The 23,943-nt window shown below is 50.4% G+C and carries 23 protein-coding genes; all 23 read right to left on the reverse strand.

Annotated elements, in window-relative coordinates; all coding sequences use genetic code 11:
- Positions 1 to 43 precede the first annotated feature (43 nt).
- Entirely contained in the window at positions 44 to 1,021 is a 978-nt protein-coding gene (locus HU742_RS17830) for an MraY family glycosyltransferase (protein ID WP_186643326.1), read from the reverse strand.
- Between the two features lie 98 nt (positions 1,022 to 1,119).
- The gene (locus HU742_RS17835) at positions 1,120 to 2,064 is read right to left on the reverse strand and encodes a UDP-glucose 4-epimerase family protein (protein ID WP_186643097.1); all 945 of its coding nucleotides are present in this window, start codon (positions 2,062 to 2,064) and stop codon (positions 1,120 to 1,122) included.
- Positions 2,065 to 2,066: 2 nt separating this feature from the next.
- A complete protein-coding gene (locus tag HU742_RS17840; RefSeq protein ID WP_186643096.1) occupies positions 2,067 to 3,197 on the reverse strand; it encodes a glycosyltransferase family 4 protein in 1,131 nt (376 codons plus the stop codon).
- A 114-nt stretch (positions 3,198 to 3,311) separates the two neighbouring features.
- Positions 3,312 to 4,412, reverse strand: a complete 1,101-nt coding sequence (locus HU742_RS17845; protein ID WP_186643095.1) for a glycosyltransferase — start codon at positions 4,410 to 4,412, stop codon at positions 3,312 to 3,314.
- The gene (locus HU742_RS17850; RefSeq protein ID WP_186643094.1) at positions 4,409 to 5,599 is read right to left on the reverse strand and encodes a hypothetical protein; all 1,191 of its coding nucleotides are present in this window, start codon (positions 5,597 to 5,599) and stop codon (positions 4,409 to 4,411) included. Before HU742_RS17850 ends, HU742_RS17845 begins: the two co-directional genes overlap by 4 nt.
- Positions 5,592 to 6,515 (reverse strand): glycosyltransferase family 2 protein, encoded by a 924-nt coding sequence (locus tag HU742_RS17855; protein ID WP_186643093.1) that lies wholly within the window; start codon positions 6,513 to 6,515, stop codon positions 5,592 to 5,594. Before HU742_RS17855 ends, HU742_RS17850 begins: the two co-directional genes overlap by 8 nt.
- Positions 6,512 to 7,132 carry an acyltransferase gene (locus HU742_RS17860; protein ID WP_367616101.1) on the reverse strand — a complete coding sequence of 207 codons (621 nt, stop codon included), beginning with the start codon at positions 7,130 to 7,132 and terminating at the stop codon, positions 6,512 to 6,514. Before HU742_RS17860 ends, HU742_RS17855 begins: the two co-directional genes overlap by 4 nt.
- A complete protein-coding gene (locus tag HU742_RS17865; protein ID WP_186643092.1) occupies positions 7,129 to 8,373 on the reverse strand; it encodes an O-antigen translocase in 1,245 nt (414 codons plus the stop codon). The genes HU742_RS17860 and HU742_RS17865 overlap by 4 nt, the downstream gene beginning before the upstream one ends.
- A 1-nt stretch (position 8,374) precedes the next feature.
- Positions 8,375 to 9,499 carry a DegT/DnrJ/EryC1/StrS family aminotransferase gene (locus HU742_RS17870; protein WP_186643091.1) on the reverse strand — a complete coding sequence of 375 codons (1,125 nt, stop codon included), beginning with the start codon at positions 9,497 to 9,499 and terminating at the stop codon, positions 8,375 to 8,377.
- Entirely contained in the window at positions 9,489 to 9,959 is a 471-nt protein-coding gene (locus tag HU742_RS17875; protein WP_186643090.1) for an acyltransferase, read from the reverse strand. Before HU742_RS17875 ends, HU742_RS17870 begins: the two co-directional genes overlap by 11 nt.
- Positions 9,952 to 10,356, reverse strand: a complete 405-nt coding sequence (locus HU742_RS17880) for a sugar 3,4-ketoisomerase (RefSeq protein WP_186643089.1) — start codon at positions 10,354 to 10,356, stop codon at positions 9,952 to 9,954. The genes HU742_RS17875 and HU742_RS17880 overlap by 8 nt, the downstream gene beginning before the upstream one ends.
- Before the next feature lie 3 nt (positions 10,357 to 10,359).
- Positions 10,360 to 11,391, reverse strand: a complete 1,032-nt coding sequence (locus tag HU742_RS17885) for an NAD-dependent epimerase/dehydratase family protein (RefSeq protein WP_186643088.1) — start codon at positions 11,389 to 11,391, stop codon at positions 10,360 to 10,362.
- 33 nt (positions 11,392 to 11,424) lie between these two features.
- Entirely contained in the window at positions 11,425 to 12,720 is a 1,296-nt protein-coding gene (gene tviB / locus HU742_RS17890; protein WP_186643324.1) for a Vi polysaccharide biosynthesis UDP-N-acetylglucosamine C-6 dehydrogenase TviB, read from the reverse strand.
- 717 nt (positions 12,721 to 13,437) lie between these two features.
- Positions 13,438 to 14,484 (reverse strand): LPS O-antigen chain length determinant protein WzzB, encoded by a 1,047-nt coding sequence (locus tag HU742_RS17895; RefSeq protein WP_186643087.1) that lies wholly within the window; start codon positions 14,482 to 14,484, stop codon positions 13,438 to 13,440.
- A 191-nt stretch (positions 14,485 to 14,675) separates the two neighbouring features.
- Positions 14,676 to 14,900, reverse strand: coding sequence for a LapA family protein (locus tag HU742_RS17900; protein ID WP_186643323.1), 225 nt, complete (start codon positions 14,898 to 14,900; stop codon positions 14,676 to 14,678).
- Positions 14,901 to 14,925: 25 nt separating this feature from the next.
- The gene (gene ihfB, locus HU742_RS17905) at positions 14,926 to 15,222 is read right to left on the reverse strand and encodes an integration host factor subunit beta (RefSeq protein WP_003199243.1); all 297 of its coding nucleotides are present in this window, start codon (positions 15,220 to 15,222) and stop codon (positions 14,926 to 14,928) included.
- 144 nt (positions 15,223 to 15,366) lie between these two features.
- Positions 15,367 to 15,645 carry a hypothetical protein gene (locus tag HU742_RS17910; protein ID WP_186637047.1) on the reverse strand — a complete coding sequence of 93 codons (279 nt, stop codon included), beginning with the start codon at positions 15,643 to 15,645 and terminating at the stop codon, positions 15,367 to 15,369.
- A gap of 195 nt (positions 15,646 to 15,840) precedes the next feature.
- Positions 15,841 to 17,526: a 30S ribosomal protein S1 gene (gene rpsA, locus HU742_RS17915; RefSeq protein WP_016770920.1), complete on the reverse strand. Its 1,686-nt coding sequence runs from the start codon at positions 17,524 to 17,526 to the stop codon at positions 15,841 to 15,843.
- A gap of 119 nt (positions 17,527 to 17,645) precedes the next feature.
- Positions 17,646 to 18,335 (reverse strand): (d)CMP kinase, encoded by a 690-nt coding sequence (gene cmk, locus HU742_RS17920; protein WP_030141014.1) that lies wholly within the window; start codon positions 18,333 to 18,335, stop codon positions 17,646 to 17,648.
- A complete protein-coding gene (locus HU742_RS17925; RefSeq protein WP_186643322.1) occupies positions 18,332 to 20,539 on the reverse strand; it encodes a bifunctional prephenate dehydrogenase/3-phosphoshikimate 1-carboxyvinyltransferase in 2,208 nt (735 codons plus the stop codon). Before HU742_RS17925 ends, cmk begins: the two co-directional genes overlap by 4 nt.
- A gap of 28 nt (positions 20,540 to 20,567) precedes the next feature.
- Complete coding sequence (gene hisC / locus HU742_RS17930; RefSeq protein ID WP_186643086.1) at positions 20,568 to 21,680, reverse strand: histidinol-phosphate transaminase; 1,113 nt, start codon at positions 21,678 to 21,680, stop codon at positions 20,568 to 20,570.
- Positions 21,681 to 21,693: 13 nt separating this feature from the next.
- Positions 21,694 to 22,788, reverse strand: a complete 1,095-nt coding sequence (gene pheA, locus HU742_RS17935; RefSeq protein ID WP_003199233.1) for a prephenate dehydratase — start codon at positions 22,786 to 22,788, stop codon at positions 21,694 to 21,696.
- Positions 22,788 to 23,873: a 3-phosphoserine/phosphohydroxythreonine transaminase gene (gene serC, locus HU742_RS17940; RefSeq protein WP_186637055.1), complete on the reverse strand. Its 1,086-nt coding sequence runs from the start codon at positions 23,871 to 23,873 to the stop codon at positions 22,788 to 22,790. The genes pheA and serC overlap by 1 nt, the downstream gene beginning before the upstream one ends.
- Positions 23,874 to 23,943 lie beyond the last annotated feature (70 nt).

The raw sequence follows: 23,943 nt of genomic DNA on the forward strand, positions 1-23,943 counted from the left end.
ATGAACCTTTAACATACCAAAACCTACGTATTTGAGCTTCAAATCAGACTTTTTCAAGCTCACCAGCATGAAACCTAACGGCCAAGAATACCAAGGGAGCATACGCCACCACTAACGCGAATAGGCCATCAACCTCCCACAACGCGACACCCGCCGCCACGGGCAACAACCAAAACAGATTAATCGCAGCAACAGCCAATGTAACAGGAAGGTGCCGACCGAACTGACGAGAGGCGAATTGGTAGGCATGGCTGCGATGAGCCTCATATACCTTATCTCCCCGCAGAAGGCGCCGAGCCAAAGTAACTGTGGCATCGACAATAAAAACGCCAAGCAGGATCAGCCACACCCAAAACAGTTTAGGTGAGAACCAAGCGGCTTGTATCGACAGCAACCCGAGGGTGATGCCGATAAAACCGCTCCCCGCATCGCCCATAAAAATCCTTGCAGGCGGGAAATTCCAATAGAGGAAACCAGCCACAGCCATCGCCAATAATACGGGAGCGAATAACAAGTTGTAAAAACCCGCCAGCCAGTACAACAGAGCGGCACCGAGGCATGCACCTATAGCCTCTATGCTTGCGATACCATCTATACCATCCATAAAATTGTATAAATTTAGCATCCATACGAGATAAAACGCTGCTAACACATGTCCCAACCAGCCGAGGCTCACAGTGGCCCCCACAACACTAACCGCTGGCATCCCGTTCAGCCAGAATAATGCCCAAGCAGCAGCAGAAAAATGCCCTAACAGACGCCATCGCGCAGGCACATGCCCATGATCATCAAGAAAACCGAGCACCGCTACTCCCGCTCCGGCTCCCATAAAAGCGACAACGAAATTCCACGCTAGTAGCTCACCACTCAAAAATGGAATCGTAATGAGGAAACTCAACACAATCGACACCCCCCCTCCTCGAGGGGTAGGTACGGAATGCGAACTCCTTGCATTTGGTATATCAATTAATTTTCGGCTAAGTGCGTAACGACGTAAGAGCCAGGTTAAGAACAAACTCATTATAGCCGCAGCCAAAACCAACCAAAGCAATAATTTCACCAAACCTCCTCAATTGAGCTGACCTTCAGCCAAAACTAAGCTACCTAACAAACATCAAATCAAAATTCTTTCGCGGTTTTGACCAATCCGTCATCTAGACTTTGTACGGGGCTCCAACCGAGCAATTCTCGAGTCTTAGTAATATCAACTTGCAGAGAGCTACTGAGTCGGCGAGCTACATCTCTACGTCCTAACATAAATGCCACTGCATTTATCACTAATGAAGGTATGGGTATTAATCGAGCAGGTTTACCCATGGCCTTTCCCATGCGAATCAAGAGCTCAGAGGTAGATACATCCTCACCGTCGCTGACTAAAAATGTCTGATTCGCCGCATGGGGATGATCCAGACAGGTAACGATCAAATCTACTAAATTATCAATTGACACCAAGCTTCTTTTATTATGTATGGCACCTAAAGGTAACGGGACCTTCCTATCCAACCACCTCATCATACTCCTAAAGTTCGCTTTCACCCCGGGCCCGTATACTAACACAGGCCTAATGATGACCACTTGCATTCCAAACTCTGCGGAAACAATCCTTAAACCCTGCTCAGCTTCCATTTTGGAAATGCCATAAGGATCAATGGGAGCTGGATGGTCGTCCGCATGAAAGGGACGACCCGGTGATGTTTCCTCACCATTTACTTTTATTGAACTGATAAAAACAAATCGCTTAACCCCAGCCTGAGCGGCACAACGTGCTAGATCCAAAGTGAATTTTACATTCACTTTGCGAAATTCAGCCAAAGATTCTTCGGAATTTTCATTCATTATATGGACACGTGCCGCACAATGAACAACTGCACTCACATTATCAAAGGAAATATCAGCAGCACTTGGGTTATCAGAGACTATCGCGGCGAGCACACCTTTAGGAAGACCGGCATTTTTTCGACGAACAAGCGCCACAACGTCCATGTCTTGATAAGTGGAAAGCCTTTGGACCACAGCAGAACCAACAAAACCTGTTGCTCCCGTGACGATAACTCTTTTTTTCATGATTATGTTCGCTCAAGCTTCGAATAAATATCAAGATGCCGCTGGACAACTTTATCCAAGCGAAACTCTCGTTCGGCTAATGAACGTCCCGCAGCGCCCATGCGCTTACGTAACGCAGGATCATCAATCAGCGACTGAAGAGCATCTGCTAGCGCAACTGCATCACGCGCGGGTACCAGCAAACCAGTGACATTAGGATCAATAGCATCACGGCAGCCGGGCACATCAGTTGTTACAACAGCGCGTCCGCAGGCAGCGGCTTCGATAAGAACCTTTGGAAGCCCTTCTCTATAGGAGGGTAATGTTACAATGTGCGCGTTCGCAAACAACGAAGCAACGTCGTTACGGTGCCCTAATACCTCAACTAGGCCCCTGTCCCGCCAAACCGCGATTTCTTCCTCGGTGACGCTAGCTGGATTACCGGAGTCAACACTACCAATTAACTGGAAGTCAGCCTTGACTCCTCGCTCTTTAAGAATAGCGGCGGCTTCAGCAAACTCAACTACACCTTTATCCCTTAGAAGACGAGCAGCGAGGCAGACTACGGGAACTGCACTTGGAGGTTCAGGGATATAGGGATAGACATCAAGATCCACACCGGACCCGCGGATAAGCACAGCCTTATCCACGTCAAGCAATCGCAGACCCGTGAACACTTTACGGTCATCTGGATTCTGGAATATGACACTAAGATTCTCCTTACCTAAAGCGATACGATAAAGGTAACTGACAACTCCACGTAGCAAAGCTGCCTTAAATCCAAAAGCTATAAAAACATATCCAAGACCCGATACCGCTGCAACGACTCCTTTTACAGGCGCTATTCGTGCGGCAATACCACCGTAAATGACTGGCTTTATAGTGACCAAATGCAATATATCCGGCCGTATGCGCCACAGTAAACGCCAAAGGAATAAAAAACCGAAAAACTCACTTAGCGGATTGCGTCCACTTCTAGATAAGGGTAAAACATGATGAATAAAACCCTTACTTTCAATCGCCCTCACAGCTTCGCCATCCATCGTCGCTACATGGACTTTATATCCAATTTTTCTAGCGCCCTCTGCTACAGCTAAGCGGTGCGAAAGAAAGAAAGCGGGATCGTTCACAACCATAAGAAGTGTGAGCGCCATTAATATACACCGAACCAAGCCTGATACATTAAGACCTCCTAAAAATTACGTACCCAAGCGACCCCGGCCTCACGCCTGGTCACTATAAACATCCGCTGGCAACAGTAGAAATATTTATTTTCCTGAAAGCACATCGGAATAGATTTTTAGCCAACTGGATACTATTTTATCTATACTATATTTACTATTAATTGTTGCCCGAGCTTTTTTACCTAAACACGCTGCAGCGTCTGAAGATAGAGATAAAGCAGCAATTAAAGCTTCAGACAAGGAGGAAGCGTCTCGTTTAGGAACTAGATAACCTAAAGAATCCATTACTTCCCTAACCCCTCCGCAATCCGTTGCTACTACAATTTTCTCGCTAGCCATCGCCTCAGCCACTACGAGGCCGAATCCCTCCCATGCAGATGATAGTACAAAAACATCGGAGGCATTCATCAGTGCGGGTATGTCATGGCGCACTCCAAGAAAAAAGACGGAACCTTCAAGATTAAGATGCTTAACATAGTTTTTGATGTCCGCCATCAATGGGCCATCTCCGGCAACGTAAAGCCTGGTATCCGTCATTACATTTTGAACACTTTTAAAAGCCTGGATCATAGTAAAATAATCTTTTGCTTCTACCAATCTCCCCACCGCAAGTATAACCTTCGCGCTTCCAACATTTAGATCTCTGCGCAAATCCTCTCGCAAAGTTAAATCACAAAAAAACTTGGAAGTATCGATTGGGTTATATACAACAAGAATACTATCGTGCGGCGCAGCTTTTTTATGCTCGTATTCCCTAGCGGCCTGGCTACTAACATTTGTAAAGACAGAGCACCTAAAGTGCGTCACTCTATAAATTAACATTCTTAATACCCCGCCTTCATTATTACTATGCGCGGTAGATACAACTGGCACTCTCCGAAACAAAGGTCCGCCACACACCCTAGCCAAAATATTTGCATGAAACATATGGCTATGGATCACATCGGGCTTAAACTTGTAAAGCTCACGTATGTAACGCGCTACTGAAGAAAACGTCGATAGCATGGAATCAAAACCCAGACACACTAAATCCACACCCGTATTTGATGGACTGACCAATGCTTTTCCGCGCATATAAAAAATTACAACTTTATTCCCTTTTGATGCTAGAGAATCAGCTAGCGTGCACACTACAGCCTCCGCTCCCCCCACCCCTAGACCCGAGATAACGAACGCGATCCTCATACTGGCTTCCTCTCAGGGGTATTCTCTATATAGACTTTGCTGCCTTTAGACATACGCACATAAAGGTAAATCGCGTAAAAAACAGACATACCTTGAGCATTATTATAGATGAACGCTCCTTTCGCATGAAATGCACAAATCAAAATTGCGCTCCCAATACATAAGATAGCTTTGTGCTTTCGTGCTTCAAGCAGGAGCAGCATAGGAAAAGTTAATAATAAAGTAACATAAGGGATCCCACCGAAGAACAGATTTCTCATATAGCCTACATCGCTTCCCCCATAATACACTTCCCCGCTAAGCCCATATTTTCCATCGCCAAAAACAAAGGTACTAAGATCCGGAATAAAATACATGTCTTGTAACAGCACGGCAAGCGTTGATGATTGGAGCCCATTCGAAAAAAACTCAAACAACCATGAGTTATATTTATCGAGCCCCGGGACACTCAGAAATATAACAACCGCACCGATCAAAACAAAACTAGACCTTACAAATATTTTGAAATTTCTGAGCAGCAACAATGGCGCAGAAAGTGCAAATCCGATCATGGAAACACGGGCGGCAACGAAGCCCGCTGCAAAAATTAAAAGTATTGATGCGACTGTCCTAAAATCAGAAATTCGCCTCTCTATCATAAACGTATAAATAATAAAAAAAGTCGCCAAACCATAGGCAGACCCAATCGAAAAAAAGCCTGAACCCGACAAAAACGAGTTTCTGTATGTAATAAAAGTTGTGGCGCTCGACTCGAATTGAAAATATCGAACAACGTCCAGAACAGGTGGAATTGATCCAGCGACAAAACAAATAAGAGCGTTGACTAAAAATATCGACTTTATCAGACTAGGAATAGCATTTACCGCCCGCTCAAACAATAAAAAAAACAGAGATATAGCCAAAAACACAGTCGCACTCTTAGCAACCGATAAAAGCACCTGAAACTCTTCCCCTTTATCATAAAGCAGCCTGACAACGACAAACAGTGCGATAGCTAAATGTAACAACAGCAAAGGAATTAACGCACAGAATACTTGGCCAGAAATCTTTAACTTACTTCTTAAGAAAGCTGTAGCTAAAAGCAAAACCAGCACTACCAATGAACTTCCATACCCATTAGGTAGAAAAGGCACCTGAAGGTCAAAGACGATTAAAAAAAAAATAAAAAACAAGAAAGGTTTATTCAACGTGCTCACCTTCAAAATACCGCTGCAATTTCTTCTTCGGCACCATCAGCTTTACAATAAACTTTACAAAACGCAGTTGAATTATAACCGATGGCGCTTTGCCTATTGCTTTGAGGGCAAGCTTAATAGCATATAATTTATTGTATATTTGGACATCAATAGCCGACATTAAAATTGCGTTACCCACCGCGGAACTGTACAAGGGATGCGCTTGATATGCACTTAGGATGTCGTAACGTCCCTGGGCCATTTTTTCAATTCTTCGCGAAAGGTTTCCGGCGTGACGTCGATACAGCGTAGTTTCAACTCCCAGATTATCAAGTGTTGATCCATCAGAGGCTAGAATTAACCACATGTACCAGTCTTCAATAATCAACCAAGACGGATACCCACCTGTTTTTTTTAATTTTTCACTTCTGATCATCTGCGTGGGAGCAGGAAGCGTGTGCTTATGTAAGAAAATATCATTAAAAATATAGCTTTTTTTTATTCGTTTTTTAGCGTTCACGACTTTTGATTCAGAGTTAATCGTAGTCACTTGGCCAAATACAGCGGCGCAATTTAGGTTTTCCTCTAGGTACTCAACCTGCATTTCGGTTTTTTCTGGCAACATTAAGTCATCGGAAGCTATGATCGAACAGTACTTCCCTCGGCACCACTCAATTGCCTCATTAAGAGTTGCGCACAAACCCTTGTTTGGGCGATGTCTTGCTTCAAACCTAACAAATCTCTCTGAACACAAGTCCGAAAGTTCAGCGATTACTAGCTCTGACTGATCCAGCGAACCGTCGTCTATGATAATTAATTCAATATTTTTATATGTCTGCTGGATAATGCTTTCAATACATTCCCTTATGTAAGCAGCATGATTATAGGAAGGAACAATAATTGATACCAATGGAGTCCGATCAATCATACATTAACCTCTAGCCTTTTTATAAATTTCGCGGGTACGCCAGCATATACGGAGCCAGGCTCAACGTCTTTCGTAACTACCGCACTATTCGCTATGACAGCCCCCTCACCAATCGTGACTCCTTTGAGGATCCGGACATCATTACCGATGAAAACGTTATTCGATATTGTTACTGAATCGCATAGGTAGTTACCGCTGCGGCGATTATCGAGTTCCAGCCCATGAAAATCAGAATCACTGATGTAGACATTTGTACCTATCAAACAATCTTTTCCTATCTCAACCGTTTTTTTATCCGCAATGATAACGAGCCCATTATTGATAGAAGTGCCTGCACCTATAACCACACGCGCACCATCCGATCTAGCTTCGACATAAGCGACACTATTAATAAAGCCAGGTGACGGCCAAACCCCAATGACTACTTTATCCATATATATCTGCCCAAGACCCACCAACTGTACTGGCTGCCTGAATAGTGTATCTATTAATATACCGTGATTAGTAGAATAAAAGTGCTTATAAACTGCAATGCGCACGAATTGAAGACATTTAATGACAACACGGGCGGTTAATCTTTTGGATTTCTTTTTTAACCCTATCAGCGAGTGCGTCACAAGATTCTCTCCTTCCGCAGTATAAAAAACATAGCGAATAAATGAATTGTATAGTTGACAACATGAGCTACCACGGCCCCTTTCAGACCCAAAGGGTGGAAAAGCATAACTAAAAGATAAAAAGAGAAGCTAAAGAAAATCTCAGTTATCACATATTGCTTCCAAAGTGCCTTAGCGGTAAGAACGAAACCCAAGATCCAGCTAACAACCTTTAATGTATCTCCAACAAGTTGCCAACCTAGCAAATTTTCCATAGGCAAAAAACTTGTCGAAAACAATAAGGTTATAATTAACCCCCTAAAAAAATAAAGTACGCCGCCCATCACTACAACTAATGGCAACACTATTTTCAGAATTCTAATTATTTCCCGCTTTATTTCCTCATTTGATTTTAACTCTGACAGTCGTGGAAGGTAATATAAAGCCAAAGTCGACGTAATGACCATCAAATAAGTTGAACTTAACCTCCATAGTGCTTCCCACATTCCGGCAGAAACTAAACCAAAATTAGAACCCAAAAAATTCCTAATCAGAATATGGGTAAGAGGAACGCATATGGCTGAAGTTAGGGCCATTACGGCAAATAGTCCCAAAGCCTTAAACGAACCAATATCTGCATTACCAATAAAATTGGTATAACTTAGCCAATGTGACTTGTAGCATAAAAAAACAGTTACGACGAAGGTCATCGACTGATAAGTAGCCAACGCAACAAAGGCACCATATATGCCAAACTTAACAACCAGAACAAAAGTTACTATTAGAGAAAATACACTCCCAGCTATAGAGCACGCTACATATCTAACAACTTCTTTCCTGCCATTCAAGATAGCTAGAAAGAAGTTATTTAATGCAAAGAGAACCAATGTTATCGATAGCCATATAAAAACCCCGGCATAGCTTTCATCATGAAGCAAGAAAATCGCCAGATGGTCACTGATCAACGCGACCACTACAGCTGTCATCACGGAAGCGATTAACGTAATGGTCATCCCTGCCCGCCAAAAAGATATTCTTTTCGACTCGTTATCATAATATTGAGATGTGTACTTTGTTATACCTGTATTTACCGCCCCGCCAGATATGGATAGCACCATTTGTATAAAGTTTTGAAATTGTCCAACTAGAGCGTAGCCGCCTGGCCCGACGTAAATAGCTAAAACCTTATTGAGGCCAAGCATCGCCAATATACGTACTACTACCGAAACCGCGCTTAACGCACTTGTTTTGAACAAATTCATATTAAGGCGCTGCTGAATATGTGTTACACGCGTGAATAACCAAGTCTATTTCCTCGTTTGTCATACAAGGGCCTATAGGAAGGCTCACTACCTCTTCATGAATGAGCTCAGTTATGGGCAATACCAGATGACTCATCTCTTCTAATGCTTGTTGTTTATGTGGAGGGATTGGGTAATGAATGAGCGTTTGCACACCGCAAGAAGAAAGGTAATCTTGGAAACTCTTTCTATTAGTGCATCTTACAACAAACACATGCCAGACATGGGCATCCCTTGATGTATCAGAGAACTGTTCGACAGGTAAACGGAGCAGATCATTTTTAATCTCATTTAGATACCTAGTCGCGACCGCTCGCCGGAATCTATTATGAGCATCAAGATATTTTAGTTTAATAGATAATACAGATGCTTGGATTTCATCTAACCGGCTATTAACTCCTTTCATCTCATTTTGATATTTGATCTCCGACCCGTAGTTTCTAAGACTAATTAATGTACTTGCAAGCGCTTCATCGTCGGTCGTGACCGCTCCTCCATCTCCCAAGGCCCCAAGGTTTTTCCCCGGATAAAAACTAAAGCCAGAGGCGTCGCCCCACGCGCCCGCTTTCTTACCTTGATAGTGGGCGCCATGCGCCTGTGCAGAGTCTTCTAATACAAGAAGCCCATACGCTTCGGCAAGTCGAGCTATCTCCGGCATATCGGCAAGCTGCCCATACAGATGGACAGGGATGATAGCGCGGGTCTTTTTTGTAATAGCTTCAGAGATCCGGTCGATCGCTATATTAAAAGTACGGTTGTCGGGTTCCACTAAAATAGGAACCAAATCATTTTCAGTTATCGCCAGTATAGTCGCTATATATGTGTTGGCCGGCACTATAACCTCATCGCCGCTTTTAAGCTTCCCAAGCACTTTCCAAGCACGAAGAGTTAAGGTCAACGCATCTAGGCCATTAGCAACGCCTATGCAATATTTTACGCCGCAATAATCCGCAAACTCTCGCTCAAACTTAGCAAGCTCGGCCCCATTAATATACCAGCCCGAATCGACAACCCTAGCGCAAGCCTGAACGAGCTCTTCGGAAATCGAAGCATTTATACGTTTTAAGTCTAGAAAATTAACTTTCATTCTTAAGGTACCTTGAAATTTTTCCCGGGTTGCCAATTATGACTGCGTAATCTGGTACGTCACGTGTAACTACTGCACCAGCTCCTATCATTGAGTAAGCTCCCACCCTAATACCAGGTAGCAGAGTAGCGTTAGCCCCTATACTCGCACCTTTACAAATGTATATGGCTTCAAAAGTATCGGGATATACCTTAGATCTAGGCATGGAATCATTTGTAAACGTAACATTAGGACCGATAAAAACGTCGTCTTCGATCCGAGCTCCGTCCCAGATAAAAACGCCAGATTTAACGGTCACTCTGTCACCTATAACAACGTCAGACTCGATGAGAGTATGCGCACATATATTGCAGTCATCCCCGATTACCGCATTTTCAAAAATCACACTGTACTGCCAAACCCTGGTATTTTTTCCGATATTTTTACTTTTTACATCTGAAAGAGGGTGAATTTCACTCATGTTTTACTCTCTTCAAGAAATCATCATAATTCCTAATATAATCTGACTCGTCATAATAGTCGCTCGCCAGTACCAACATTACGCAGTCATGCGTAAAATCATGCATTTCATGCCAGACCATTTTATCTATGCATATGGCCTTATTTGGTTCATCCAAAAGAACTTGGCTCCGTTGTACTCCGTCATCTAGAAGCATTTTACATTTTCCAGATACGCATACAGCTATTTGCTGCAGTTCTTTGTGCGCATGAAAACCGCGAGAAACACCTTCCAAAGTCCCTACTAAATAGTAAGCTCTTTTTACGTCAAAAGGGATATTGCGTCTGCCTTCCATTACATATAGTTGTCCGCGCTCATCGCCTAGCACAGGAAATTGTATGAATTTTACCAGGCTCATTTATCAACCTCTTCGAAGTTTTTTTAGATACCACGGCATGGCAATTTTCAAACCATCCGCAATTGAATTGCTAGGCGTATAACCTAAATTCTGCTTAATTTTTTCGACAGATGCTTGGGAATGCAAGACGTCACCTGCCCGAAACTCACTATATTTTGGCTCTTTACGATACTTTACCCCCAGCGCCGCGAGCTCTGTCTTCAGCATAACGTACAAATCATTCAAGCTTGTTCTAGCGCCCACCGCTACATTATAGACTTGGTTGGTAGCCCCATCTCGCTCTTCAGTAGCGGCCAATAAATTGGCCTGTATAACATTTTCTATGAAACAAAAGTCCCTACTTGTCGAACCGTCTCCATTTATTATAATTGTCTCATCTAAAATCATGGCGGCTGTCCACTTGGGAATTACCGCAGCATACGCACCATTTGGATCCTGTCTTTTTCCGAAGACGTTAAAATAGCGCAGGCCGGTTGCTTTAAACCCATAACATTTGCCGAACACGTCTGCATATAACTCATTAACGTACTTAGTCACTGCATATGGTGACAGCGGGTTTCCAATAGTCTCTTCAACCTTCGGTAGAGCTGGATGATCTCCATAGGTGGAGCTGCTAGCTGCGTATGTGAAACTCTTGACAGATGAGTCACGAGCGGCGACTAAAATATTTAGAAATCCATCTATATTTGTAGCATTGGTAGCAATAGGATCCCCTAGAGATCTCGGTACAGATCCAAGCGCCGCTTGATGCAGAACGTAGTCGACATCGGTGCACGCGGCACGACAATCTTGAATGTTTGTAATATCACCTTCTTTAAAAACAAAACGTGCCCACTGCGCGGGCGTTACATTATCCTTAACCTCATCAAGGTTGTGTTGATACCCGGTTGAAAAGTTATCTAATCCGACAACTTCCTGATCCAGCCTCAACAATTGCTCAAGAAGATTTGACCCTATAAAGCCAGCAACTCCAGTAACCAACCAGCGCTTCGGATTTTTAGGTAGACCTTCAATTAAATCCAGGTATCGCCCCATACGACCTCTCATGAATCATTTACAATACAAGTATCAGAGCCGAATATCAGATTCGTCACTACGCAGCAAATATTTCAGATCATATAGCACGTGGTTTATCTTGCCGAGCGAACGAATTAACCCTCCCCCCATTTCCTTAAACTGTGCATGTGCGACTGCTAGCACGATCGAGTCGTAAGAATTAGGGTTGGGTTTTTCTATCAAACTCAGCCCATACTCTTTTTGAGCTTCCTCTGGATCAGCCCACGGGTCAAATATATCGACTGCAATATTATATTCGGCCAACTCACGGATAATATCTACTACTCGTGTATTCCGTAAATCAGGGCAGTTCTCCTTAAAAGTAAGCCCCATTATCAATACTCTAGCGCCGTCCACTTGTATTTTTTTCTTTAACATGGCTTTTACAAGTTGTGATACCACATACACGCCCATCCCATCGTTCAGACGGCGTCCGGCCAATATGATTTCCGGATGATAGCCTATAGATTGCGCTTTATGAGTCAGATAGTATGGGTCCACGCCTATACAATGTCCCCCTACTAACCCAGGACGGAAGGGTAAGAAGTTCCATTTTGTGCCCGCAGCGACTAATACCGATTCAGTATCGATACCCAACTTATTGAATATAATTGCCAATTCGTTAATTAATGCGATATTAAGATCCCGCTGAGTATTTTCGATAACTTTGGCTGCTTCAGCAACTTTAATACTGCTTGCTTTGTGCGTTCCCGCGGTGATTATTTTTTTATATAAGTTATCTACGAACGTAGCCGCTTCCGGATTAGACCCCGATGTAACTTTCTTTATTGTCGTTACACGGTGTTCTTTGTCACCTGGATTGATTCGTTCTGGACTATAACCAACAAAAAAATCCTGATTAAATTTTAGTCCCGAAACGCGCTCCAAAACAGGAACGCACTCCTCTTCCGTTGCCCCGGGATAAACCGTTGATTCATATATAACTACGTCCCCACGCTTTAAAACTTCCCCTATAGCGGCGGATGCTTTTAACAGTGGCGTAAGATCGGGATTTTTATATTCATCGATGGGTGTTGGCACGGTTACTATAAATACGTTGCACCTAGCCAAATCAGCCGATCTGGAGGTAAACTCTAAATATTTAGCAGCTTCTAGCTCTGGCCGCTCAACTTCTAAGGTAATATCATTTCCTTGCTGTAACTCACTTATTCTGGATTGATTAATATCAAATCCCAGAACCGAACAGTGTTTTCCGAACTCCACAGCGAGAGGTAGCCCTACGTAGCCTAGGCCTATCACTCCAAGCTTCAAACCTTCATTATCTATGCTATTCAAATCGGCATCCATTAAGTTAGTTACCCTGAAGCTGCGGCCCATAGGTACCGCCAGGTACGCTCATCTTTCGATAAGGCTCTACGCCAGCACTGGCTATTATAGTCTGATGAAGATCGTAGGGTAAGGGTGCGCATGCCCCCCCCTGCCAAGCAGCATAGGCCTTCATAGACGCCCCGCCCCGCAGCTACCTATTTTCGCCTACGTTAGGGGGGAGTTATCTGATTTTCCTATAAATATTTGTCCGGCCCGCTTTCAGCGAGCATAGCAACCGAAGGTAAGCGAAGCTGCAATGAGCCATCATCTGGGGGGCTGAACTTAGATTTTATAAGCCATTGCTCAGCCAATTCCGCGCGACACAGTGGCGATTGGTGGTGGGTAGCTTCCGTAAAGCGGGCCGCATCAAAATGCAGCGTCAGGTTACGTTTCACAAGTTAACCATTTAGGCAGCATGCTCAACGACCCATCCATTTACAACTTTCGAAGCCCCGCTCACTTTAGCTTCCCGTCTGGAAGAAAATCATGACAGCTCAAGCTGATCGTTATTACTCGGATCACTCTAGCCAGCGACAGCCAATATTAGACAAACAAATAACAGGAATGTATCTTTTAGTTTCAAAGACTATAAAATGCAAATATCATATTTACGAAATGTTCCCGAGATTGAATACCAGACATAAGCCCTGCTATGCAGCGTCGTCATTCCTTGATCGACCGTTTGATAGCAAGAGCTTAATATTTGTACTCGTTACGATTGAATACAATTTTTACCAGCGCTGACAGCATACCCAATAAAGCTCCAGCGATAGTGCCTAGTAGCATTATCAAGCCCTTTCGCGGCTTAATCGGACTCTCCGGAACCTCAACACTACCATCCTGCCGATAAACGGAGATAAGCTCCGGATCAATATCCAACTTGCGATAAAAGCCATACCGCATCTGCAGTTTCCGCAAATCCTCTATAAACGCATCATCCGAAGCCCTGGACTCCAACGTCTGAATTTCAGCAGCCAATGCCTTACTGCCGCGCTGGTAATCCATCTTGCTGCCGGTATCAACAGTAATATCCACCGCAGCGGAAGAGTTGATTGTCGGCGTAGTCAAACCAATCGCCTCAGCGATTTTCAGTGCTTCACGCAGCTGTTGAATCCGGTCCTCGCGTATCCGCTGCGCAGTCTCACGCAAGCTGACGATACGCTGCTCCAGATTACGAGCTCTCACGGAAGCCTCGGTCGTGACGTTCTTGATCAGCTCCGACTCGGCCGCTTCACTGGCCCGCGCCACGTAGGCCTTGGCCCATTCGGTAGCCTTTACCGGGTCGCCGCTTTGAACCGTGACCGAGAAACGATCAGGGGTATCCTTGCCTGGCCCCTTGACTACGAGTTGTCGAGAGAACCGGTCGTACAGACGATCGAGAGCGCCCTTTCGTTGGGACTCATCGAGCGATGGGAGATAGATTTCATTGAAGAAGGTCTGGCGAAGGGATTCGCCTTGCAGGTTACGAGCAAACACCTCGTAAACATGTTTGATGGAATAAGTTTCGAGTTCGGTGCTTTTGCCACGGCCATAGTTCAACTCAGCAATACCGTTCTGAGTAGGCGGCATGATAAAAAGCTTTGCTTCATAGACAGGTTTGCTGAGGAACGCGTAGGCGGCTGCGCCAGCAGTGACCAAAAGGGTAATGGCGATGATCAACCACTTTTGCGCCCAAAGACCGCGCGCAAGGGCAATGAGGTCGATTTCATCGTCGTCGCGCACTGCAATACGATTATCTTGCATGGATAGCCTCGCTCCCTTTTTTCAGCTTTGCGCTTACAGACAGGCTGGACGCATTAAAAGGTAAGACGGGCAAGTCCCCGGCGGACACGACGGTCGTTTGTATAGGATTTATTAGATACAAAAACACACACCCATAGTCAGAAAATTGCGGCAGTGATCCTTACTCCGAGACTACTGGGCTCACACGTCCTTTACTTCAGTCGCCGACCTCTCCCGGCGAACCACGCCAACAGGGGGCCAATGATCATTCCAGAGAGGAGCGCCAGCAACAAAAAAACCGAAACAGGAAGTTGCGGTGCCGACCATCCCAGGAACAACAGCGCGACAGGCTGATTGTTTTCAAGTACGAACAGTACGATAGCTGAAGCCACGAGCACCGCAAGTACGACAAGCGCTACGCGTTTAAAGTTCCGCATGGACACCTGTTTCCTGGGGGTTGCGTCAGAGCTCATCACCCTCCTCCTCATTCACGCGATCGCGAAGCTCTTTGCCCGGTTTGAAATGCGGGACAAATTTGCCATCGAGGCTGACGGATTGGCCGGTTTTTGGGTTGCGGCCAACACGCGGGGCGCGGTAATGCAGGGAGAAGCTGCCGAACCCACGGATTTCGATACGATCTCCGGTTGCCAGGCATTGGGACATTTGTTCAAGCATGGTCTTGATGGCCAGCTCCACATCCTTGGACGAGAGCAGTCCTTGATGGGTGACAATTCGTTCGATCAACTCCGACTTCGTCATGTTTTTCCCTTCTTTTTCAAGCAGCTAGGAAAATCGCTTCAAAGGTTTTAGCATGCCCGGAGGAATTTGAACAGCCCAACTATTGACATATCTACCGCGCGCCCTGATGCCCCTTTTCTGTGCAGGCAGTAGAGATTCAGCCGACTAGCGGCACATGACCAGCATTGTGCGGGTGAGGTAACCCGCCGGATTGAAGCCGAAGGGATATTGGTCCTCGTCCTTTGCGTCATCGGACCGGGTTATCACCCTGTAGCCTGCGCCCTTGCACTCCTTGGCCGCGCGCTTGTGGCACTTCTCCCAACCGGAGCCCAACCCTGAGCAATCGATCTCGATGCCGCTGACGCCACGCACCGCGTGGGTCTTGGCGCTGGTTGCGCAGCCTGCCAGCATCAGGACAATCGCTGCTAGTAAGAGCTTATTCATTCAGATCCTTATAATGAGAGACAGATGCTGCCTCGAATGTTTTTGATCTGCTTCATAAAAGAGACAACCCGGCTGATCGGTTGGTTTCGCATCGCCTGGAAAGCCCAGCGAAAGTAGCTCACCTCGCAAAGCTTGAGAAATCGCAGCCACAAAAAAGGGCGACCGAAGTCGCCCTTTTTAATGATCAAGCAGAACTCAGTTCTGTTTGGCCATTGCTTGACGCAGCAGTGCCGCCATAGTGGTGTCAGCTGCTTCGCCTTCCGGAGCTGCTTTCAGGCTCTGGATGGCTTCTTTCTCTTCAGCATCGTCTTTCGACTTGATCGAGAGCTGGATTACGCGGCTCTTGCGATCAACGCTGATGATCTTGGCTTCAACTTCCTGGCCTTCTTTCAGAACGTTGCGCGCGTCTTCAACGCGGTCACGGCTGATTTCGGAGGCTTTCAGGGTAGCTTCGATGTCGTCGGCCAGAACGATGATGGCGCCTTTGGCGTCAACTTCTTTCACGGTACCGGTCACGATAGCGCCCTTGTCGTTAACCGAGACGTACTCGGAGAACGGATCGCTTTCCAGTTGCTTGATACCCAGGGAGATGCGCTCGCGCTCTGGGTCAACCGACAGGATAACGGTGTCCAGCTCGTCGCCCTTCTTGAAACGGCGTACGGCTTCTTCGCCCACTTCGTTCCAGGAGATGTCGGACAGGTGAACCAGGCCGTCGATGCCGCCGTCCAGACCAATGAAGATACCGAAATCGGTGATCGACTTGATGGTGCCGGAGATTTTATCGCCCTTGTTGAACTGGCCAGAGAAGTCTTCCCATGGGTTGGACTTGCACTGCTTGATGCCGAGGGAGATACGACGACGCTCTTCGTCGATGTCCAGAACCATGACTTCCACTTCGTCGCCGACTTGTACGACTTTCGAAGGGTGGATGTTCTTGTTGGTCCAGTCCATTTCGGAAACGTGTACCAGGCCTTCAACGCCTTCTTCCAGCTCAGCGAAGCAGCCGTAGTCGGTCAGGTTGGTAACACGAGCGGTGACGCGAGTGCCTTCTGGGTAACGGGCTTTGATAGCGACCCATGGATCTTCACCCAGTTGCTTGAGGCCCAGGGAAACACGATTGCGTTCGCGATCGTACTTCAGAACCTTGACATCGATCTCGTCGCCAACGTTGACGATTTCCGAAGGATGCTTGATACGCTTCCAGGCCATGTCGGTGATGTGCAGCAGGCCATCGACGCCACCCAGATCGACGAATGCGCCGTAATCGGTGAGGTTCTTGACGATACCCTTGACCTGCTGGCCTTCCTGCAGCGATTCCAGCAGAGCTTCACGCTCGGCGGAGTTCTCGGCTTCCAGGACACTGCGACGGGAAACGACAACGTTGTTGCGCTTCTGGTCCAGCTTGATGACCTTGAATTCCAGCTCTTTGCCTTCCAGGTGCGTGGTGTCGCGCACTGGACGGACGTCAACCAGGGAACCTGGCAGGAACGCACGGATGCCGTTAACGTCGACAGTGAAGCCGCCCTTAACCTTACCGTTGATAACGCCCTTGACCACTTCCTCAGCTGCGAAGGCCGCTTCCAGAACGATCCAGCACTCGGCACGCTTGGCTTTTTCACGGGACAGCTTGGTTTCACCAAAGCCGTCTTCAACCGAGTCCAGCGCCACGTGAACTTCGTCACCGACGTTGATGTTCAGTTCGCCAGCGTCGTTGTAGAACTGCTCAAGCGGGATCAGCGCTTCAGACTTCAGACCAGCGTGGACGGTTACCCAGCGAGCTTGGTAATCGATATCAACGATGACGCCGGTGATGATGGAGCCTGCCTGAAGGTTCAGGGTTTTCAAGCTTTCTTCAAAGAGTTCCGCAAAGCTTTCGCTCATTTTAATTCCTGTTGATTAGGGCGAAGTAAACGCCCATCTCCACACCCCAGACGATGTGGGTTAGTTTCATATAAAAGAAGCGCCGCAGGACTATGACTGGTCCCCTGCGGAGCTTCCTGTCACCCGGCGATATCGCGAAGCGCGATCTCGCTCATGATGCGTTGCAGCACCTGATCGATGGACAACTCCGTGGAATCCAGCTGTATCGCATCGGCCGCCGGCTTTAGCGGGGCTACTGCGCGCTGGGTATCACGCTCGTCGCGTGCACGGATCTCATCTAGCAGACTCGACAGACTAACATCCTCGCCTTTGCCCTTCAACTGCAAATAACGGCGGCGAGCCCGCTCCTCGGCACTGGCAGTGAGGAAGATCTTTAGCGGCGCATCGGTAAACACCACCGTGCCCATGTCCCGGCCATCAGCCACCAGGCCCGGCGGTTCCTGGAATGCCCGCTGGCGCTGCAGCAACGCTTCGCGCACCGCCGGCAGCGCGGCAACCTGGGAAGCCCCGGCGCCGACGCTTTCGGTGCGGATGACGTCGCTGACTTCATCACCTTCCAGGATGATCCGTTGCAACTGGCCATCAGTGGCCGCAATGAACTGCACGTCCAGGTGCGCGGCCAGTGCCTTGAGCAACTCCTCGTTGGTCAGGTCGACGCCATGGTTGGCGGCGGCGAAGGCCAGCAAACGGTACAGGGCACCGGAATCGAGCAGATTCCAGCCCAATTGCTTGGCCAGCATGCCGGCGATGGTGCCTTTGCCCGAGCCGCTTGGGCCATCGATAGTGATGACCGGTGCCTTGATGTTCACGACTGTGCCTCTTGTGCTACTCGAATACCAACCTGTGCGCAAAGCGCCAGGAAGTTCGGGAACGACGTGGCGACGTTGGCGCAATCATGGATGCGGATCGGCGCATTGGCGCGCAGGGACGCAACACTGAATGCCATGGCGATGCGATGGTCGCCGTGCCCATGTACTTCGCCGCCGCCAATCTGGCCGCCGTCGATGATGATGCCGTCCGGCGTCGGTTCACATTTGACGCCAAGCGCCAGCAGGCCGTCCGCCATCACCTGGATGCGATCCGATTCCTTGACCCGCAGCTCTTCGGCGCCAGTCAGTACGGTGCGGCCTTGCGCGCACGCAGCCGCCACGAACAGCACCGGGAATTCGTCGATTGCCAGCGGAACCAGCGCCTCGGGAATCTCGATACCCTTGAGTTTAGCCGCTCTTACGCGCAAGTCAGCCACCGGCTCACCGCCGACTTCCCGCTGGTTTTCCAGGGTGATGTCCGCCCCCATCAGGCGCAGGATGTCGATCACGCCGGTACGGGTCGGGTTGATGCCAACGTGTTCAAGTACCAGGTCGGAGCCTTCGGCAATCGACGCCGCCACCAGGAAGAACGCCGAGGATGAGATATCGCCCGGCACTTCGATGTGGGTCGCGGTCAGCTTATTACCTGACTCGACGGACGCTGTGGCGCCTTCGACCGTGACCGGATAACCAAAACCACGCAGCATGCGCTCGGTGTGGTCGCGGGTCGGGGCCGGCTCGGTGACAGTGGTCTTGCCCTCGGCATAGAGGCCGGCCAGCAGCAGGCAAGATTTCACTTGGGCACTGGCCATCGGCATGGTGTAGGTCAAGCCCTTGAGCTTGTTGCCACCGCGAATGGTCATCGGTGGACGACCTTCGGCGGCCGTCTCGATCACCGCGCCCATTTCCCGCAACGGGTTGGCAACGCGGTTCATCGGACGCTTGGACAGCGAGGCATCACCGGTCAAGGTGCTGTCGAAATCCTGGGCGGCCAGCAGGCCGGACAACAGGCGCATCGAGGTGCCGGAGTTGCCCAGGTAGATCGGGCCCGGCGCGGGTTTGAGGCCGTGCAGGCCGACACCATGAATCGTCACTCGACCGTGATGCGGTCCTTCGATGACCACGCCCATGTCGCGGAACGCTTGCAGCGTCGCCAGGGCATCTTCGCCCTCGAGGAAACCTTCCACCTCGGTCACGCCTTCAGCCAGGGAGCCGAGCATGATCGAGCGGTGGGAAATCGATTTATCGCCCGGTACACGAATCCGCCCACTCAAGGAGCCACCAGGTTGTGCCAGGAAAATCAGATCGTTGGAGTTCATAGCGTCCACATAGGCCCGACGGGCCAGGATTTTACTGAAATGCTCGCGGGCCACCCTGGCGCGTGTGAAAACGCCCAGCAATTGGTGCCCGTCCCCTGCATCGACCGCGTCGCGCAAGGCGTCGAGATCGCTGCGAAATGTATCGAGTGTGCGCAGGACAGCTTCGCGGTTGGCGAGGAAGATGTCGTGCCACATGACCGGGTCACTTCCCGCGATTCTCGTGAAATCGCGGAAACCGCCGGCAGCGTAACGGAAGATCTCAAGATTTTCATTGCGTTTGGCCAATGAATCCACCAGGCCGAACGCCAACAGGTGCGGCAAATGGCTGGTGGCGGCCAAGACTTCGTCGTGACGCTCGACCTGCATGTGCTCGACATCGGCACCCAGCTCGCGCCACAAGCGGTCCACCACCGCCAGCGCCGCCGGATCGGTCTGTTCCAGCGGCGTCAGTATGACTTTGTGACGACGAAACAGCTCGGCATTGGACGCTTCCACCCCGCTCTGCTCGGAACCGGCAATCGGATGACCGGGCACGAAACGCGCCGGCATGCCGCCAAATGCCTCGGTGGCCGCGCGCACGACATTGCCCTTGGCGCTGCCGACATCGGTGAGAATCGCCTGCCCCAGGTCCATGCTAGCCAAGCGCGCCAGCAGTTTCTCCATGGCCAGGATCGGCACCGCCAGCTGGATCACGTCCGCGCCTTGGCAAGCGCTCAGCAAATCGTCTTCACAGCGGTCGACCACACCCAACTCTACCGCCAACTTGCGCGAGTGCGGATCAAGGTCGACGCCGACGACTTCACGGCACAGCCCGCTTTCACGCAGGCCCTTGGCGAACGAACCGCCGATCAATCCCAGGCCGACCACCACCAGGCGACCGATCATAGGTCCCGCAGGTTGCAGCGAGGTGACATCAACCACGAGCCAGGACCTTGCTCAACGCCTCGAGGAAACGGCTGTTTTCCGCTGGCAGGCCAATGGTGATACGCAGGTGGTTCGGCATGCCGTAGTTGGCCACCGGACGCACAATCACGCCCTCGCGCAGTAAGCCTTGGAAGATTGGCGCCGCGACACGGCCCAGATCGACGCAGATGAAGTTGCCCTTGGAGGGGATCCAGCTCAGGCCCAGTTCGCGAAAACCGGCTTCCAGCTGCTGCATGCCGGCCTCGTTCAAGCGGCGACTTTCAGCCAGGTAGGCCTCGTCCTGCATTGCCGCACAAGCGGCGGCCAGGGCGAAGCTGTTGACGTTGAACGGTTGGCGCACGCGGTTCAGCACGTCGGCCACCACCGCCGTGGACAAGCCGTAGCCGACCCGCAGCGAGGCCAGGCCATAAGCCTTGGAAAAGGTGCGCGAGACCAGCAGGTTCGGGTAGGCCGCGAGGAAGTCCAGGCCATCGGGCAAGTCGCTGCCTTCGGCGTATTCGATGTAGGCCTCGTCCAGCACTACCAGCACGTGCTCGGGCACGTCCTGTAGAAAGTCATCCAGCGCCTGGGCATCGAACCAGGTGCCGGTCGGGTTGTTCGGGTTGGCGATGAAGACCACGCGGGTATTGGCGTCGATGGCCGCCAGCATGGCAGGCAGATCGTGTCCCCAATCCTTGGCCGGAACCACATGGGCGTCGGCACCGACAGCCTGGGTGGCGATCGGATAGACGGCAAATGCGTGCTCGCTGAACACGGCGTTGAGGCCCGGCGCCAGGTAGGCACGGGCGACCAACTCAAGAATATCGTTGGAACCGTTGCCCAGGGTTACCTGGTTCAGCTCGACGCCGCAGCGCTCGGCCAGCAGGCTTTTCAGCGCAAAACCGTTACCGTCGGGATAACGGGTCAGCTCGGCCAACTCGTCGCGGATCGCCGCGAGCGCCTTGGGGCTCGCGCCCAGCGGATTTTCGTTACTCGCCAACTTGACGATGCTGGCCGGGTCGAGGTCCAGCTCGCGGGCCAGTTCGTCCACAGGCTTGCCTGGAACGTAAGGCGAGAGTTGTTGCACGCCTGGCTGAGCCAGTGCGAGGAAGTTGCCACTCATTAGCTATCCGCCCTTAAAGAACTGCCTTGGGGTAGGAACCCAGCACCTTGAGTGCCACTGCTTCCTGACTGATTTTCTCCAGCACACCTTTTACCAGCGGATCGCGGTGGTGGCCGACGAAATCGATGAAGAACACGTAGGTCCATTTACCGCTGCGCGACGGACGGGTCTCGATCCGTGTCAGGTCGATGCCATTGTCGTGGAACGGCACCAGCAGCTCATGAAGCGCGCCAGGCTTGTTGCTCATGGAGACGATGATCGAAGTCTTGTCGTCGCCGGTTGGCGGTACTTCCTGGCTGCCGATCATCAGGAACCGCGTGGAGTTGTCCGGACGGTCCTCGATTTTCTCGGCCAGGCGCGTCAGCCCGTAGAGGCCGGCGGCCATGTCGCCGGCAATCGCCGCCGAGTTCCACTCGCCCTTGACCCGCTTGGCCGCTTCGGCGTTGCTCGAAACCGCCACGCGCTCGACGTTCGGGTAATGGGCGTCCAGCCACTTGCGGCACTGGGCCAGGGACTGGGCGTGGGAATAGATGCGGCTGATGCTGTCGGTCTTGGTGTTCTCGCCGACCAACAGGTGATGGTGGATGCGCAGCTCGACTTCGCCACAGATCACCATGTCGTGCTCAAGGAAGCTGTCCAGCGTGTGGTTGACCGCGCCTTCGGTGGAGTTTTCCACCGGCACCACGCCAAAATTCACCGCGCCAGCCGCCACTTCGCGGAAGACTTCGTCGATGGCGGCCATCGGCTTGCTGATCACCGCGTGGCCGAAGTGCTTCATGGCCGCTGCCTGGGTGAAGGTGCCTTCCGGGCCCAGGTAGGCGACTTTCAGCGGCTGCTCAAGGGCCAGGCACGAGGACATGATTTCGCGAAACAGCCGCGCCATCTCTTCGTTGCCCAGCGGTCCCTTGTTGCGTTCCATGACGCGCTTGAGCACTTGGGCCTCGCGCTCAGGGCGATAGAATACCGGCACTTCGCCTTCGGCCAACGAAGCCATTTTCACCCGGGCGACTTCCTGGGCGCAGCGTGCGCGCTCGCTGATCAGCTCCAGGACTTTCTCGTCCAGGGCGTCGATGCGCAGGCGCAGCGCCTTGAGTTCTTGCTCAGACATCAGCCATGTTCCTTCTCGAACTCTGCCATGTAGGCGATCAACGCATTGACGGCGTTGATGTCGACGGCGTTGTAGATGGAGGCGCGCATGCCACCGACCGAGCGGTGGCCCTTGAGATTCAGCAGGCCGCGCTCGTCGGCACCGGCCAGGAACGGCTTGTCGAGACGATCGTCAGCCAGGCGGAACGGCACGTTCATCCACGAACGGTCGGATTTGTTGATCGGGTTGCTGTAGAGGCCGCTGGCGTCAATGAAGTCATACAGCGTGCGCTGCTTCACTTCGTTGAGCTTGCCGATGGCTTCGACGCCGCCCTGCTCTTTCAGCCACTCGAACACCAGGCCCGAGAGGTACCAGGCCAGGGTCGGCGGGGTGTTGTACATCGAGCCGTTGTCGGCCGCGACCTTGTAGTTGAGCATGGTCGGGCACAGGGAGCGGGCGCGACCGAGCAGGTCTTCGCGGATGATGCTGACCAGGATGCCGCTTGGGCCGATGTTCTTCTGCGCGCCGGCGTAGATCATGCCGAAACGGGAGATATCCACAGGACGCGAGAGAATGTCCGAAGACATGTCGGCCACCAACGGCACGTCACCGGTTTCCGGGATCCAGTTGAATTCCAGGCCGCCAATGGTTTCGTTCGGCGCGTAGTGAACGTAGGCCGCGTCCTTGGACAAGCTCCACTCATTCTGGCCGGGGATGGCGAAATAATCGTAGGGTTTGGCGCTGGCGGCAACGTTGACATGGCCATAGCGCGAGGCTTCCTCGATAGCTTTCTGCGACCAGATGCCGGTGTCGATGTAGTCGGCCTTGCCGCTTTCCGGCAGCAGGTTCAACGGGATCTGCGCGAACTGCTGGCTGGCGCCGCCTTGCAGGAACAGCACTTTGTAGTTGGACGGGATGTTCAGCAGATCACGCAAGTCCTGCTCGGCCTTGGTGGCGATGGACACGAACTCATCGCTGCGATGGCTCATCTCCATGACGGACAGGCCCTTGCCATGCCAGTCGAGAAGTTCACCCTGGGCACGCTTCAGGACCGCTTCAGGAAGCGCCGCCGGGCCGGCACAGAAGTTATAGGCTCTCTTGCTCACATCCAATCTCGCTCTGATCTGGTGGTCACATCAATCTTTTGGTCTGCGGATGATCGTTCCCACGCTCTGC

The organism is Pseudomonas marvdashtae (assembly GCF_014268655.2).
Classification (GTDB): domain Bacteria; phylum Pseudomonadota; class Gammaproteobacteria; order Pseudomonadales; family Pseudomonadaceae; genus Aquipseudomonas; species Aquipseudomonas marvdashtae.

Coding starts and splice junctions, on each gene's coding strand:
- HU742_RS17830 (WP_186643326.1), bottom strand. CDS start 1,021: ATGAGTTTGTTCTTAACCTGGCTCTTACGTCGTTACGCACTTAGCCGA.
- HU742_RS17835 (WP_186643097.1), bottom strand. CDS start 2,064: ATGAAAAAAAGAGTTATCGTCACGGGAGCAACAGGTTTTGTTGGTTCT.
- HU742_RS17840 (WP_186643096.1), bottom strand. CDS start 3,197: ATGGCGCTCACACTTCTTATGGTTGTGAACGATCCCGCTTTCTTTCTT.
- HU742_RS17845 (WP_186643095.1), bottom strand. CDS start 4,412: ATGAGGATCGCGTTCGTTATCTCGGGTCTAGGGGTGGGGGGAGCGGAG.
- HU742_RS17855 (WP_186643093.1), bottom strand. CDS start 6,515: ATGATTGATCGGACTCCATTGGTATCAATTATTGTTCCTTCCTATAAT.
- HU742_RS17865 (WP_186643092.1), bottom strand. CDS start 8,373: ATGAATTTGTTCAAAACAAGTGCGTTAAGCGCGGTTTCGGTAGTAGTA.
- HU742_RS17870 (WP_186643091.1), bottom strand. CDS start 9,499: ATGAAAGTTAATTTTCTAGACTTAAAACGTATAAATGCTTCGATTTCC.
- HU742_RS17875 (WP_186643090.1), bottom strand. CDS start 9,959: ATGAGTGAAATTCACCCTCTTTCAGATGTAAAAAGTAAAAATATCGGA.
- HU742_RS17880 (WP_186643089.1), bottom strand. CDS start 10,356: ATGAGCCTGGTAAAATTCATACAATTTCCTGTGCTAGGCGATGAGCGC.
- HU742_RS17885 (WP_186643088.1), bottom strand. CDS start 11,391: ATGGGGCGATACCTGGATTTAATTGAAGGTCTACCTAAAAATCCGAAG.
- tviB (WP_186643324.1), bottom strand. CDS start 12,720: ATGGATGCCGATTTGAATAGCATAGATAATGAAGGTTTGAAGCTTGGA.
- HU742_RS17895 (WP_186643087.1), bottom strand. CDS start 14,484: ATGCAAGATAATCGTATTGCAGTGCGCGACGACGATGAAATCGACCTC.
- HU742_RS17900 (WP_186643323.1), bottom strand. CDS start 14,900: ATGCGGAACTTTAAACGCGTAGCGCTTGTCGTACTTGCGGTGCTCGTG.
- ihfB (WP_003199243.1), bottom strand. CDS start 15,222: ATGACGAAGTCGGAGTTGATCGAACGAATTGTCACCCATCAAGGACTG.
- HU742_RS17910 (WP_186637047.1), bottom strand. CDS start 15,645: ATGAATAAGCTCTTACTAGCAGCGATTGTCCTGATGCTGGCAGGCTGC.
- rpsA (WP_016770920.1), bottom strand. CDS start 17,526: ATGAGCGAAAGCTTTGCGGAACTCTTTGAAGAAAGCTTGAAAACCCTG.
- HU742_RS17925 (WP_186643322.1), bottom strand. CDS start 20,539: ATGATCGGTCGCCTGGTGGTGGTCGGCCTGGGATTGATCGGCGGTTCG.
- hisC (WP_186643086.1), bottom strand. CDS start 21,680: ATGAGTGGCAACTTCCTCGCACTGGCTCAGCCAGGCGTGCAACAACTC.
- pheA (WP_003199233.1), bottom strand. CDS start 22,788: ATGTCTGAGCAAGAACTCAAGGCGCTGCGCCTGCGCATCGACGCCCTG.